The 14,249-nt window shown below is 62.6% G+C and carries 13 protein-coding genes; 4 read left to right on the top strand and 9 right to left on the bottom strand.

Annotated features, from left to right (window positions below; all coding sequences use genetic code 11):
* Window positions 1-10: 10 nt before the first annotated feature.
* Window positions 11-937 carry a class I SAM-dependent methyltransferase gene (locus RIN61_RS03530; protein ID WP_313857556.1) on the top strand — a complete coding sequence of 309 codons (927 nt, stop codon included), beginning with the start codon at window positions 11-13 and terminating at the stop codon, window positions 935-937.
* A 124-nt stretch (window positions 938-1,061) separates the two neighbouring features.
* On the opposite strand, the gene RIN61_RS03525 is transcribed toward RIN61_RS03530, so the two are convergent.
* Window positions 1,062-2,063, bottom strand: a complete 1,002-nt coding sequence (locus RIN61_RS03525; protein WP_112253050.1) for a sulfate ABC transporter substrate-binding protein — start codon at window positions 2,061-2,063, stop codon at window positions 1,062-1,064.
* Window positions 2,064-2,280: 217 nt separating this feature from the next.
* The gene (locus tag RIN61_RS03520) at window positions 2,281-3,102 is read right to left on the bottom strand and encodes an ion transporter (RefSeq protein WP_112253248.1); all 822 of its coding nucleotides are present in this window, start codon (window positions 3,100-3,102) and stop codon (window positions 2,281-2,283) included.
* 150 nt (window positions 3,103-3,252) lie between these two features.
* On the opposite strand from RIN61_RS03520, the gene RIN61_RS26705 reads away from it, so the two are divergent.
* A complete protein-coding gene (locus tag RIN61_RS26705) occupies window positions 3,253-3,993 on the top strand; it encodes an RHS repeat-associated core domain-containing protein (RefSeq protein ID WP_390899121.1) in 741 nt (246 codons plus the stop codon).
* Here the strand turns inward: RIN61_RS26705 and RIN61_RS03510 are convergent.
* The 6 genes from RIN61_RS03510 to gcl form a co-directional block, all read right to left on the bottom strand.
* A complete protein-coding gene (locus tag RIN61_RS03510) occupies window positions 3,905-4,786 on the bottom strand; it encodes an urea transporter (RefSeq protein WP_112253048.1) in 882 nt (293 codons plus the stop codon). The two genes, RIN61_RS26705 and RIN61_RS03510, sit on opposite strands and share 89 nt — an antisense overlap.
* Before the next feature lie 210 nt (window positions 4,787-4,996).
* Window positions 4,997-6,412: a pyruvate kinase gene (gene pyk / locus RIN61_RS03505; protein WP_207878130.1), complete on the bottom strand. Its 1,416-nt coding sequence runs from the start codon at window positions 6,410-6,412 to the stop codon at window positions 4,997-4,999.
* Window positions 6,409-7,683 carry a glycerate kinase type-2 family protein gene (locus tag RIN61_RS03500; RefSeq protein WP_025340038.1) on the bottom strand — a complete coding sequence of 425 codons (1,275 nt, stop codon included), beginning with the start codon at window positions 7,681-7,683 and terminating at the stop codon, window positions 6,409-6,411. The genes pyk and RIN61_RS03500 overlap by 4 nt, the downstream gene beginning before the upstream one ends.
* Before the next feature lie 243 nt (window positions 7,684-7,926).
* Window positions 7,927-8,820: a 2-hydroxy-3-oxopropionate reductase gene (locus tag RIN61_RS03495; protein ID WP_112253046.1), complete on the bottom strand. Its 894-nt coding sequence runs from the start codon at window positions 8,818-8,820 to the stop codon at window positions 7,927-7,929.
* Window positions 8,821-9,000: 180 nt separating this feature from the next.
* Window positions 9,001-9,783, bottom strand: coding sequence for a hydroxypyruvate isomerase (gene hyi, locus RIN61_RS03490; RefSeq protein ID WP_003259508.1), 783 nt, complete (start codon window positions 9,781-9,783; stop codon window positions 9,001-9,003).
* A gap of 68 nt (window positions 9,784-9,851) precedes the next feature.
* Complete coding sequence (gcl, locus tag RIN61_RS03485; RefSeq protein ID WP_085601235.1) at window positions 9,852-11,627, bottom strand: glyoxylate carboligase; 1,776 nt, start codon at window positions 11,625-11,627, stop codon at window positions 9,852-9,854.
* Between the two features lie 257 nt (window positions 11,628-11,884).
* Between gcl and RIN61_RS03480 the strand changes: the two genes are divergently transcribed.
* Window positions 11,885-12,325: a GlcG/HbpS family heme-binding protein gene (locus RIN61_RS03480; RefSeq protein WP_013973539.1), complete on the top strand. Its 441-nt coding sequence runs from the start codon at window positions 11,885-11,887 to the stop codon at window positions 12,323-12,325.
* Between the two features lie 135 nt (window positions 12,326-12,460).
* On the opposite strand, the gene RIN61_RS03475 is transcribed toward RIN61_RS03480, so the two are convergent.
* A complete protein-coding gene (locus tag RIN61_RS03475; protein ID WP_112253045.1) occupies window positions 12,461-13,072 on the bottom strand; it encodes a TetR/AcrR family transcriptional regulator in 612 nt (203 codons plus the stop codon).
* Window positions 13,073-13,204: 132 nt separating this feature from the next.
* On the opposite strand from RIN61_RS03475, the gene RIN61_RS03470 reads away from it, so the two are divergent.
* Window positions 13,205-14,119 carry a DUF808 domain-containing protein gene (locus RIN61_RS03470; protein ID WP_085664004.1) on the top strand — a complete coding sequence of 305 codons (915 nt, stop codon included), beginning with the start codon at window positions 13,205-13,207 and terminating at the stop codon, window positions 14,117-14,119.
* Window positions 14,120-14,249: the final 130 nt, after the last annotated feature.

Raw genomic sequence — 14,249 nt, 5'->3', positions numbered from 1 at the left:
ACGACCCATGATGACTTCGCCGATCCAGACTCTGGAGCAACACCTGCTCGCCGCCCTCGACCCTGCCCCGCAGGAAACCCGCCGCCTGTTCCACGGCCGGGGCCGCTGCTGGGCGGGCCTGGAGCAGGTAACTGTCGACTGGCTGCAAGGCGTGCTGTCGGTCGCCCTGTTCCGCGAGCCGGCGGAAGGCCAGCTGGCCGAACTGGAGGCCATGCTGCGCACTCTCGCCGAGCGCCCACAGTGGACTGGTCAAGCCATCCTTCTCCAGCACCGCTACCTGCCCGACAGCCCGGGCCAGTGGTTGCTGGGCGAGCCGTGCCAGCAGCGCGAGGTGGTCGAGGACGGCCTGACCTACCTGCTGGACCTGGGCGTGCGGCAGAACAACGGCCTGTTCCTCGACATGCGCTATGGTCGGCGCTGGGTGCGCGAGCAGGCGGCGGGCAAGCGCGTGCTGAACCTGTTCGCCTACACCTGCGGTTTCTCGGTGGCGGCGATTGCCGGTGGCGCCGAGCAGGTGGTGAACCTGGACATGGCCAAGTCGGCGTTGTCCCGGGGCCGCGACAACCACCGCCTGAATGGCCACGATGCGTCGCGGGTGGCGTACCTGGGGCACGAGCTGTTCAAGTCGTGGGGCAAGGTGCGCAAGCACGGGCCTTATGACCTGATCATCATCGACCCGCCGACCTTCCAGCGCGGTAGCTTCGTGCTGACCCAGGACTACGCGAAGATCCTGCGGCGCTTGCCGGAGCTGTTGAGCGAGGGCGGGACGGTGCTGGCGTGCGTGAACGACCCGGGCATCGGGCCAGAGTTTCTGATCGAGGGGATGGCGGAGCAGGCGCCGTCGCTGGCTTTCGTCGAGCGGCTGGAGAATCCACCGGAGTTTCCTGACGTGGACCCGGCGGGGGGCTTGAAGGCTTTGGTATTCCGTCAGGTCTGATGTTGCCGTTGCTGGCCTCTTCGCGGGTAAACCCGCTCCCACAAGTACAGTGCAAAACCTGAGGGCTGTGGGGTACTTGTGGGAGCGGCTTTAGCCGCGAAGAGGCCGGGCCTGCTTACATCAATTACTGATTGTTGCTGTAGATCTGGTCAAACACCCCACCATCATTGAAGTGGGTCTTCTGCACGGTGCGCCAGTCACCAAAGGTCTTCTCCACCGACAGGAAGTCCACTTTCGGGAAGCGGTCGGTGTACTTGGCCAGTACCGTCGCATCACGCGGGCGCAGGTAGTTCTGTGCGGCGATTTCCTGGGCGGCTGGCGACCACAGGTACTTCAGGTATTCCTCGGCCGCGGCCTGGGTGCCTTTCTTCGCCACCACCTTGTCGACCACGCTGACCGGCGGCTCGGCTTCGGCCGACACGCTCGGGTAGACCACTTCGAACTGGTCGCGGCCGAACTCGCGGGCGATCATTTCGGCTTCGTTCTCGAAGGTCACCAGCACGTCGCCGATCTGGTTGGTCATGAAGGTGGTGGTGGCGGCACGGCCACCGGTGTCCAGCACCGGCGCTTGCTTGAACAGCTTGCCGACAAAGTCCTTGGCCTTGTTTTCATCACCGCCTTGCTTGAGCACATAGCCCCAGGCCGACAGGTAAGTGTAGCGGCCGTTACCCGAGGTCTTGGGGTTGGGCACGATCACCTGTACGCCATCCTTGAGCAGGTCGGGCCAGTCTTTCAGCGCCTTGGGGTTGCCCTTGCGCACGATGAACACAGTGGCCGAAGTGAACGGCGCGCTGTTGTTCGGCAGGCGGCTCACCCAGTTGTCCGGCACCAGCTTGCCGTTGTCGGCCAGGGCGTTGATATCGGTGGCCATGTTCATGGTGATCACATCGGCCGGCAGGCCATCGATCACCGCTCGCGCCTGCTTGCTCGAGCCGCCGAAGGACATCTGCACGTTGACCTTCTCGTTGTGCTCGGCTTCCCAGTGTTTCTGGAAGGCCGGGTTGTAGTCCTTGTAGAAGTCGCGCATCACGTCGTAGGAAACGTTGAGCAAGGTTGGGGCGGCCTGGGCGAAATTGCCCAGGGCAAGGCCTGCGGCGAGTAGCGAGGCGGTGAAGAGTTTTTTCACGTTGCTTCCTTGTTCTTGAAGGTTATTGGGGCAGATTGCCAGCGACTATAGCGGGTGGGTTTGCGCGGGTTAAAGAACAAAAACGACTTTGGTTATGCTTCGGCCTGTGCCGGCCTCTTCGCGGGCAAGCCCGCTCCCACAGGGACCGCGCAGGGTTCGGGCCTGTGGTGATCCTGTGGGAGCGGGTTTACCCGCGAAAGGGCCGGAACAGGCGACATCATTGCTTGGGAAACAGCACATTCCCACACCGGGAACAGAATGCCGCCCCATGCTCATGGCTCTTCTTGCTGCAGGTCGGGCAATCATGCTGCAACTGCTCCCCGCGCATGGCATTGGCCAGTTCGGCGGTGAAGATCCCGGTCGGTACGGCAATGATCGAGTAACCGATGATCATCACCAACGACGAAATCACCTGCCCCAGCGGCGTCTTCGGCACGATGTCACCAAAGCCCACCGTGGTCAGGGTGACGATGGCCCAGTAGATACCTTTGGGAATGCTGGTAAAGCCATGTTCCGGCCCTTCGATCACATACATCAGCGTACCGAACACGGTCACCAGGGTAGAAACGGTGACCAGGAACACGATGATCTTCTGCTTGCTGCCGCGCAGTGCTTCGATCAGGTAGTGCGCCTGCTTGAGGTACGGGCTGAGCTTGAGCACGCGGAAGATCCGCAGCATCCGGATCACCCGGATGATCAGCAGGTACTGGGCGTCGCTGTAGTACAGCGCGATGATCCCCGGCACGATCGCCAGCAGATCGACCAGGCCATAAAAGCTGAATGCGTAGCGCAAAGGCTTGGGCGAGCAGTACAGGCGGGTGAGGTACTCGGCCAGGAAGATCGCGGTGAAGCCCCACTCGATACCCGCCAGCAGGCCGGCGTAGCTCTGGTGCACTTCGTCGATGCTGTCGAGGATGACGGTGACCAAGCTGGCGAGAATGATCAGCAGCAGGATCTTGTCGAAGCGCCGGCCGGCTACGGTGTCGGTCTGAAACACCATGATGTAGAGGCGTTCGCGCAAGCTTTGTGAGTCGGACATATAGACGATGGCCAAAAACGTAGTCGCACTAAGACTATGGGGCACGCCATAGCCATACAAGTGAGAATGGTCGAAAGCACCTGACAGAATTGCCAGTACCGTGGAGCCAGGAATGCTACGACAATTGGCCAATTGCAGAAAGGTGGTGTTATGAGCGAGCGCGTTCGAGCAGAACCGGTTGTATATGGTCCATACGGGTATGAGCGATCGAATTGGGCCTGCCGGCTGCTCGGGTTCTGCGGATATTGGCGCAATATCTGCGAACACAGCTACCCATTGGGCAACGGATATCGCCTGCTAAACACGCGGTTGATGCGTTTCAATAGGCCTGATGAGCTGAGTCCGTTCGCGGAGGGTGGAATCAATGCGTATATGTATTGCAGTGGCGATCCGGTGAACAAGGTGGACCCAAGCGGCAGAAAAGGCACTGGCTTAAGAGCACTGCTTAAGCTGCACAGGCTCCCAGAGAAGCGTCTCAAGCCGCTTCTCAAGATGCTCAAGGAAAATCAGGCAATTACAATCATCCGTGTCGAAGGACCAAGCGCCACCACCTTCAAAGCCACAAGGACTGCTACCGGATTTTCTGTAGATGCCTCTTCAACGGAAACTTCGAGTTTGGCCCCAGGTACATATTTGGCCAGAAAAAATCTCTATATCGCCTGGAGGGAAGGGGCTAGCAGCTCCGCGATAGAATTCTCAACGGGTTTCAAAAAGCTCAAAGTAAACTTCGAGCATTCTACTGTGACCTTGGACGGGGCGCGACGGCCTCTTGCTAAGGGCAACATATACACAGATCCTCCACTCAATACCGTTGTTCAGGACGTGCGCGAAGGGGGCCGTGGTGCTGGTTTTTCAGATACACCCCAAGGTGCATCAGCCAGCAGGCGATAACAAAGGGAGCGGTCAAGCCGGAAACTGGTAGCAAGTTGAGTATCGGCTGCAATATCAGCGCAATAGTAATTGCCAGCAGCGTTACCCACGGCTTTTCACCTTGCCTGCTGAACGCCAGTGCCGCCAGCGCGGCGTTGAAACCGTACAGGCCCAGCCACGCGGCTTGCGCCTGGTCGGCAAGCAGTGCCACGCCGCCGCCGATGGCCGAACCGATCACTGCCCACATGGCCGCATAAGGGTTGGCGATGAACATGCCGATGATGATCAGCAGACCGGCCAGTGGCTGGTCGAGCAGGAAGATCTGGCCGACGCCGCGCGCCAGCGCGTATAGCGGGTCGGCTTCGACGAAGCCGCTGGGCGAGGGGCTGGCGATCTGCAATACGGCCCAGCCAAGCAGCACGAAGGGTGCGGTGTAGGCGATCAGCAGCTTGCCGCCGCGCTTGCGCCACTGGTGGGTGATGATGCTGGACAGGCCGCCAGCGGCGATGATCAGTGGCGGCAGGATGACCGACCAGGGCAGCACGGCGCTGATCAGGATGCCGATCAGCACGCCGTTGTAGCAGTACAGGCCGGCCTGGCGGTCGGCACGGTCGTAACCGCGGGCCTGGGCGGTGAGCAGGCCGGCCAGGGCGCCGAGCAAGGCGCCGCCGACCAGGTTGGGCGCGGTCAGCAGGATGGCCAGCAGGCAGCACAGGCCGCACAGGGGATTACGCAGCAGCAGTACCTGGCTGAAGCCGTTGAGTAACGCCGTTGCCCAGTCGGGGCACGGGTTGACGAAATTTTTGGTGTACATCGGGGCAGTCAGTGAGGTTGATGGGGAGCGGTGGGCCTCTTTGGGCCTCGGGTTTTCCGCAGGTTTGGTGTTTCAGGGTTCTGGGAGGGCTTTGCCCTCCGATCGCGACGCAAGGCCGCTCCTACAGGGGGCGCGCAAGCCTGAAGGTGTCGCGGTCCCTGTAGGAGCGGCCTTGTGTCGCGAAAGGGGCGCAAAGCGCCCCCGGCATTCTCAGATCAAAGTCTCGATCCGCAGCGTGTTAGTCGACCCTGGCTTGCCGAAAGGCACACCAGCAGTAATCAGCAGCGTGTCGCCACGGCTGGCCATGCCCTGTGCCTGGGCAATCTCCAGCGCAGTGGAAACAACCTCGTCCACTTGGCGCAGGCGGTCGTTGACCACCGAATGCACGCCCCACGCCACGCTCAAACGGCGCGCGGTGTTCAGGTTCGGTGTCAGGTTGAGGATCGGGGCCCGTGGCCGCTCGCGTGCCGCGCGCAGGGTCGAGGCGCCCGACTCGCTGTAGTTGACCAGCACCGCCACTGGCAGGATGCCGCTGATACGGCGGATGGCGCAGCTGATGGCGTCCGACACGGTGGCCTCGGCCTTCGGCCGGCCAACGTCGAGCTGGGCCTGGTAGTCCGGGCCGTTCTCCACCTGGCGGATGATCTTGCTCATCATCTGCACGGCTTCCAGCGGGTACTCACCCGAGGCAGTCTCGGCCGACAGCATCACCGCATCGGCACCTTCTGCCACGGCGTTGGCCACGTCGGTGACCTCGGCGCGGGTCGGTGCTGGCGAGAAACGCATGGATTCGAGCATCTGCGTGGCCACAACCACCGGTTTGCCCAGATGACGGCAGGTGCCGATGATGCGTTTCTGGATCTGCGGCACGCTTTCGGCCGGCACTTCCACACCCAGGTCGCCACGGGCCACCATGATCGCATCTGCAAGCTCCGCGATGGCTTGCAGCTGTTCCACTGCCGATGGTTTCTCGATCTTGGCCATCAGGTAGGCGCGGTCGCCAATCAGCTGGCGTGCTTCAACGATGTCCTCTGGGCGCTGCACGAACGACAGGGCTACCCAGTCCACGCCCAGCTCCAGGCCGAAGGCCAGGTCGCGGCGGTCTTTCTCGGTGAGCGGGGAGAGGTCGAGTACCGCTTGCGGCACGTTGACACCCTTGCGATCGGACAGCTCGCCACCGGCCAGTACTTCGGTGTCGATGGCGTCGCTGTGCTTGGCGGTTACGCGCAGGCGCAGCTTGCCGTCGTCCAGCAGCAGGTCCATGCCCGGTTCGAGCGCGGCGATGATCTCGGGGTGTGGCAGGTTGACCCGGCGGCTGTCGCCCGGGGTGTTGTCCAGGTCCAGGCGCAGGGCCTGGCCGCGTTGCAGCTGCACCTTGCCATCGGCAAAGCGGCCGACGCGCAGCTTCGGCCCTTGCAGGTCCATGAGGATACCCAGCGGGTAGTTCAGTTGCTGCTCGACTTCGCGGATCCACTGGTAGCGCAGGGCGTGGTCGGCGTGCTCGCCGTGGCTGAAGTTGAGGCGGAAGATGTTCACCCCGGCTTCTACCAGTTGGCGGATGTCGTCGATGCCTTTGATCGCAGGGCCAAGGGTGGCGAGGATTTTGACTTTTTTATCAGGCGTCATGATTGGGCAGTCTCGAGGATCAGGATGGCGCGGAAGTCGTTGACGTTGGTGCGGGTCGGCTCGGTGACGATCAGCGCATCCAGCGCGGCGAAGTAGCCGTAGCCGTTGTTGTTGTCCAGTTCATCGCTGGCCGACAGGCCCAGGGCTTCGGCGCGGGCGTAGCTGGCCGGGGTCATGAAGGCGCCGGCGTTTTCTTCCGAGCCATCGATACCGTCGGTGTCACCGGCCAGGGCGTACACGCCCGGCAGGCCTTTCAGGCTTTCGGTGAGGCTGAGCAGGAACTCGGCGTTGCGCCCGCCACGGCCATTGCCGCGCACGGTCACGGTGGTCTCGCCGCCGGACAGGATCACGCAGGGCGCCTTCAGCGGCTGGCCGTGCTGGACGATCTGCCGGGCGATACCGGCGTGCACCTTGGCCACTTCGCGTGATTCGCCTTCCAGGTCGCCGAGGATCAGCGGGCTGAACCCGGCCTGGCGGGCTTTGACCGCGGCGGCTTCGAGCGACTGCTGGGGCTTGGCGATCAGCTGGAAGTGGCTGCGGGCCAGGGCCGGGTCATCGGCCTTGACGGTTTCCGAGGCTGGGTTGTTGAGCCAGTCGATAACGGCCTTGGGCGCTTCGATGTTGTAGCGCTTGAGGATGGCCAGGGCATCGGCCGAGGTGCTCGGGTCGGCCACGGTAGGGCCTGAGGCGATCACCGTGGCGAGGTCGCCCGGTACATCGGAAATGGCATAGGTGTAGACCGTGGCCGGCCAGCAGGCCTTGGCCAGGCGGCCGCCCTTGATCGCCGAGAGGTGCTTGCGCACGCAGTTCATCTCGCCGATGGTGGCGCCGGATTTCAGCAGCGCCTTGTTGATCTGCTGCTTGTCGGCAAGGGTCAGGCCTTCGGCGGGCAGGGCCAGCAGTGCCGAGCCACCGCCGGACAGCAGGAAGATGACGCGGTCGTCTTCACTGAGGTTGCTGACCAGTTCCAGCACGCGCTTGGCCACGGCCAGGCCGGCGGCATCGGGGACCGGGTGGGCGGCTTCGACCACCTCGATCTTCTGGCAGTTGGCGCCGTGGCCGTAACGGGTTACGACCAGGCCGGAGACTTCGCCCTGCCAGCTTTTCTCGACCACTTCGGCCATGGCGGCTGCGGCCTTGCCGGCGCCTATGACGATGACCCGGCCGCTGCGGTCGGCGGGCAGGTAGGGTTCGAGGACTTGACGGGGGTGGGCGGCGGCGATGGCTGTGTCGAACAGCTCGCGGAGAAGTTTTTGCGGATCGACCGACATGGCAGGCTCCCAATTATTGTTGTTCTGCAGAATCAAAAACGCCCCTGGAACTGCCTCCGTGCAGGCCGAACCAGGGGCGGGTGTTGCTCGGTGCCACCTTTGAACCTGTGGTCGCAGGTTCAAAGGTGTTGGCTTCTTCGCGGGTAAACCCGCTCCCACAGGGGCCTCACAGAGGCTGAAGACGGCGTAAAACCTGTGGGAGCGGGTTCACCCGCGAAGAGGCCGGTGAAGGCTAAAAATTACTTACTTGTCGTCGCGGATCGAGAAGTTGGCCATGTGCTCCAGGCCTTTGATCAGCGCCGAGTGGTCCCAGTTGCCGCCACCCAGGGCCTGGCAGGTGTTGAACACTTGCTGGGCATTGGAGGTGTTGGGCAGGTTGATGCCCAGTTCCTTGGCACCCTGCAGGGCCAGGTTCAGGTCCTTCTGGTGCAGGTTGATGCGGAAGCCTGGGTCGAAGGTGCCCTTGATCATGCGCTCGGCATGCACTTCGAGAATCTTCGACGAAGCGAAGCCACCCATCAGTGCTTCACGTACCTTGGCCGGGTCGGCACCATTCTTGGCGGCGAACAGCAGGGCTTCGGCAACGGCCTGGATGTTCAGGGCAACGATGATCTGGTTGGCCACCTTGGCGGTCTGGCCGTCGCCATTGCCACCGACGCGGGTGATGTTCTTGCCCATGGCTTCGAACAGCGGCAGGGTGCGCTCAAAGGCTTTCGGGCAGCCACCGACCATGATGCTCAGGGTTGCAGCCTTGGCGCCGACTTCGCCGCCGGACACCGGAGCGTCCAGGTAGGCAGCGCCGGTGGCCTTGATTTTCTCGGCGAAGGCTTTGGTAGCGGTAGGGGAGATCGAGCTCATGTCGATCACGATCTTGTTCGGGCCCACGCCTTCGGCGACGCCGTTTTCACCAAACAGGACGCTCTCGACCTGCGGGGTGTCGGGAACCATGACGATGATGAACTCGGCTTCCTGGGCTACTTCCTTCGGGTTGGCCAGGGCCACGGCACCGGCGGCGACCAGGTCGGCCGGGGCAGCGTCGTGGTGAGTGGAGACGAAGATGCTGTGACCTGCTTTCTGCAGGTTCTGAGCCATGGGCTTGCCCATGATGCCGGTGCCGATGAAACCGATTTTAGCCATGAGAGATTACCTCGTTGTATTTGTTGAATCTCGATGGAGCAGACTGCTCAGGCCCGTTGTTGGACACAGAACTCTGTGGGAGCGGGTTTACCCGCGAAAGCGGCAGTGAAGCCAGCATTGCATTCGCGGGTGAACCCGCTCCCACTGGGTCAGGCATATGTCACAGGACCCCGGTCAGCCTTAGATTGCGTTATGGGTCTTCAGCCAGCCCAGGCCCGCCTCGGTGGTGGTCAGCGGCTTGTACTCCGCGCCCACCCAGCCCTGGTAGCCGATGCGGTCCAGGTGCTCGAACAGGAAGCGGTAGTTGATCTCGCCGGTGCCTGGCTCGTTGCGGCCGGGGTTGTCGGCCAGCTGGATGTGGTTGATCAGTTTCAGGTTGGCTTCCATGGTACGAGCCAGGTCACCTTCCATGATCTGCATGTGGTAGATGTCGTACTGCAGGAACAGGTTGTCGCTGCCCACCTCGGCCTGGATTTCCAGGGCCTGCTTGGTGGTGTTCAGGTAGAAGCCGGGGATATCGCGGGTGTTGATCATTTCCATGACCAGGCGGATCCCGGCGGCTTTCAGCTTGTCGGCGGCGTAGCGCAGGTTTTCCACGAAGGTCTTGCGCACGGTGGCGCAGTCCGGGCCTTGTGGGCGAATGCCGGCCAGGGCGTTGACCTGGGTGTTGCCCAGCACCTTGGCGTATTCGATGGCCTTGTCGACGCCGGCGCGGAATTCCTCGACGCGGTCAGGGTGGCAGGTGATACCGCGCTCACCCTTGGCCCAATCGCCCGCCGGCAGGTTGAACAGCACCTGGGTCAGGCCGTTGGCGTCCAGCTGCTGCTTGATCTCGGCAGCGCTGAAGTCGTACGGGAAGAGGTATTCGACGCCGCTGAAACCAGCATCGGCGGCAGCCTTGAAGCGGGCCAGGAAGTCCTGTTCGGTGAACAGCATGGACAGGTTGGCAGCGAAGCGAGGCATGTTGTGTCTCCTTGCGATGAAGGCCCCCGGCGCCCTCAGGTAGGGGCCGGCACGGGGGCGTCAGGCGATCAGTCCAGCAGCGAGATGGCGGTTGGCGCGTCGTTGCCGACCAGGGCCAGGTCTTCGAACTCGTTGACCGCGTTGATCTCGGTGCCCATGGAAATGTTGGTCACACGTTCGAGAATCACTTCGACCACCACCGGCACGCGGAACTCTTCGGCCATCTTCTGTGCCTTGAGCAGGGCAGGGGCGATTTCGGCCGGCTCGAACACACGGATGGCCTTGCAGCCCAGGCCTTCGACCACGGCGACATGGTCGACACCGTAGGTGGCGGCGTCGGTCGAGTTGATGTTCTCGAACGCCAGTTGTACACAGTAATCCATGTCGAAGCCACGTTGCGCCTGACGGATCAGGCCCAGGTAGGCGTTGTTCACCAGTACGTGCACGTACGGCAGGTTGAACTGTGCGCCCACCGCCAGCTCTTCGATCATGAACTGGAAGTCGTAGTCACCCGACAGCGCGACCACCTTGCGTTTCGGATCGGCCTTGACCACACCGAGGGCGGCAGGGATGGTCCAGCCCAGCGGGCCGGCCTGGCCGCAGTTGATCCAGTGGCGTGGCTTGTACACGTGCAGGAACTGCGCGCCGGCGATCTGCGACAGGCCGATGGTGCTGACGTAGCAGGTGTCCTTGCCGAATACTTGGTTCATCTCTTCGTAGACGCGCTGCGGCTTGACCGGCACGTTGTCGAAGTGGGTCTTGCGCTGCAGGGTGGCCTTGCGCTCCTGGCAGTCTTGCAGCCAGGCCTTGCGGCACTTCAGCTTGCCAGCGGCTTTCCACTCGCGGGCCACTTCGAGGAACACGTCCAGTGCCTTGCCGGCGTCGGAAACGATACCCAGGTCTGGGGTGAATACGCGGCCGATCTGGGTTGGTTCGATGTCCACGTGCACGAACTTGCGGCCTTCGGTGTAGACGTCGACGGAACCGGTGTGGCGGTTGGCCCAGCGGTTACCGATACCGAACACCAGGTCGGATTTCAGCAGGGTGGCGTTGCCATAACGGTGCGAAGTCTGCAGGCCGACCATGCCGACCATCTGCGCGTGGTCGTCCGGGATGGTGCCCCAGCCCATCAGGGTCGGGATTACCGGTACACCGGTCAGCTCGGCGAACTCGACCAGCTTGTCGCTGGCGTCGGCGTTGATGATGCCGCCACCGGCTACCAGCAGCGGGCGCTCGGCGTCATTGAGCAGGGCCAGGGCTTTTTCGGCTTGTACACGGGTGGCGGACGGCTTGTGCACTGGCAGCGGTTCGTAGGCGTCGATGTCGAATTCGATTTCGGCCATCTGCACGTCGAACGGCAGGTCGATCAGTACCGGGCCTGGGCGACCGGTGCGCATTTCATAGAAGGCCTTCTGGAAGGCGTAAGGCACCTGGCCTGGCTCCAGTACGGTGGTGGCCCACTTGGTGACCGGCTTGACGATGTTGGTGATGTCGACAGCCTGGAAGTCTTCCTTGTGCAGGCGGGCACGTGGAGCCTGGCCGGTGATGCAGAGGATCGGGATGGAGTCGGCGGAGGCACTGTAGAGGCCGGTGACCATGTCGGTGCCGGCTGGGCCGGAGGTGCCGATGCACACACCGATGTTGCCCGGGTTGGCACGGGTGTAACCCTCGGCCATGTGCGAGGCGCCTTCGACGTGACGAGCGAGGACGTGATCGATGCCACCGACTTTCTTCAGGGCCGAGTACAACGGGTTGATGGCAGCCCCCGGGATGCCGAACGCGGTATCTACACCTTCACGGCGCATGACCAGAACGGCTGCATCGATTGCTCTCATTTTGCTCATGGTTTGTGCCTCATCGATTTTGTAATTGTATACAACTTGCTTTGTGCCAGAGTGTATTCATGGCTGGCCGCTTAGGTCAACGGGTTTTCGTCGGCGGATGTCGCTTTCATTCGAGCGCCCGTGAAAACGGAGGTTTGCGCCATCGCATACGATCGTTTCAAAATATTGTATACAAAAATATCTTCCGTTGTGTTCTATTTGTTCTATCGGTTTTCAACTGCCCTCAGGGCTTCTCACAACAAGAAGAGGACCTTTCCATGAACGCTTTGAACCTGAAAGTCGCGGTCAGCCTGGTGAACGCCGCGCTGGCGGCTGGCCGCAAGATCAATGCCGCGCCACTGACCGTGGCGGTGCTGGATGCCGGCGGCCATTTGCTGGCGCTGCAGCGCGAGGATGGCGCCAGCCTGATTCGGCCGGAGGTAGCTACTGGCAAGGCCTGGGGCGCGATTGCCCTGGGCAAGGGTTCGCGCCTGCTGGCACTGGACGCACAGCAACGGCCGGCTTTTTTTGCCGCGCTGAACGGGTTGGGCGAGCGGCCGGTGGTGCCGGCGCCGGGTGGCGTGCTGGTGCGTGATCAGGACGGCAAGGTGCTGGGTGCGGTAGGGATCAGCGGCGATACGTCGGATATCGACGAACAGTGCGCGATCAGTGCGATCGAGGAGGTGGGGTTGAAGGCGGATGCGGGTGTAGCAGCCTAATCTGGTAGCCTAATTCTCTATTGCCTGTTCCGGCCTATTCGCGGGTGAACCCGCTCCCACAGGACCATCACACGCTTGAAGCTCGTGGTGTCCCTGTGGGAGCGGGTTCACCCGCGAAGAAGCCAGCGCCGGGGGTCAGGCCACCTCAGGCTCACAACCCTTGAGCACCATGCGGATGATGGTCTCGGCTGCGGCGTCATAATCGCTGTCGGCCAGCTTGGCCTTGCCGGTCACCGCAGAGATCTGCCAATCGAAATCGGCATAGGTCTGGGTCGCTGCCCAGATGCTGAACATCAGGTGGTGCGCATCCACATGGGCGATCTGCCCGCGGTCGATCCAGCGCTGGATGCACTCGATGTTATGCCGCGCCTGCTCGTTCAACTGCGCTACCTGGTTCGGCGACAGGTGCGGGGCGCCGTGCATGATCTCGCTGGCGAACACCTTGGACGCATGCGGCAGGTCGCGGGAAATGCGGATCTTCGAGCGGATATACGCACTCAGCACTTCCTTCGGGTCACCTTCGGCATTGAACGGGGTCGACGCCTGCATGATCGGCGCGATGATGCTTTCCAGGACCTCGCGGTAGAGGTTGTCCTTGGATTTGAAGTAGTAATACACGTTCGGCTTGGGCAGGCCGGCCTTGGCCGCGATATCGCTGGTCTTGGTGGCGGCGAAGCCCTTGTCGGCGAATTCCTCGCTGGCCGCGCGCAGGATCAATTCCTTGTTGCGCTCGCGAATGGTGCTCATGGTCAGGGATCTTCCTCGTGTCTGGCCACCTCTAAGAGGGATCGGGCATGGTAGCACCGGGCTCGACGGGCGCTCAAGGCGGCGGCTTTGGGCTAGAATCCTGGGCACTCACTCTTCTGGATACAGGCAAACATGGCAGGAAGCAGTCTACTGGTACTGATCGACGATATCGCCACTGTGCTCGATGACGTCTCGGTGATGACCAAGGTGGCGGCGAAAAAGACCGCAGGCGTGCTGGGCGATGACCTGGCCCTGAATGCCCAGCAGGTCACCGGGGTGCGTGCCGAGCGCGAGATCCCGGTGGTGTGGGCCGTGGCCAAGGGCTCGATGGTGAACAAGGCCATCCTGGTGCCGGCGGCGCTGCTGATCAGTGCGTTCATCCCTTGGGCGGTGACACCGTTGCTGATGCTGGGCGGTGCCTACCTGTGCTTCGAGGGTTTCGAGAAGCTGGCGCACAAGTTCCTGCACAGCAAGGCCGAGACGGACGCCGAGCACGAAGCGCTCAAGGAGGCGGTGGCTGATGCCAATGTCGACCTGGTGGCATTCGAAAAAGCCAAGATCAAGGGCGCGGTACGTACCGACTTCATCCTTTCGGCGGAAATCATCGCCATCACCCTGGGCATCGTTGCCGATTCGCCGTTGACCCAGCAGATCGTCGTGCTGTCGGGCATCGCGGTGGTCATGACCATCGGCGTGTACGGGCTGGTGGGCGGTATCGTCAAGCTCGATGACCTGGGGCTGTGGATGACTCGTAAGGCATCACGCCTGGCCAGGGCGGTGGGTAACGGCATCCTGCGGGCTGCCCCGTACATGATGAAGAGCCTGTCGGTAATCGGTACGGCGGCCATGTTCCTGGTCGGTGGCGGGATCCTGGTGCATGGCATCGGGCCGCTGCATCACGCCATCGAGGCGTTCAGCGAAGGGCGTGGCGGGGCGTTGACCGTGGCGCTGCTGAACGGCGGTGTCGGGGTTGTGGCCGGTGCCGTGGTGCTGGCGGTGGTGGGCATTGCGGGGAAATTGTGGCGGGCGGTTCGGCCGGCCAATTGATGCGGCCTGGCCGGGGCTTCGCCCCGGTTCGCGGGTGAACCCGCTCCCACAGGTACAGCGCAGGCCTTGAATCCGGCGCGGACTTTGTGGGAGCTGGCTTGCCGGCGATGGGCCGCAGCGCGGCCCCACG

Source organism: Pseudomonas inefficax (genome assembly GCF_032164165.1).
GTDB lineage: Bacteria > Pseudomonadota > Gammaproteobacteria > Pseudomonadales > Pseudomonadaceae > Aquipseudomonas > Aquipseudomonas inefficax.
This window is presented reverse-complemented; position numbering and strand designations above follow the sequence as displayed.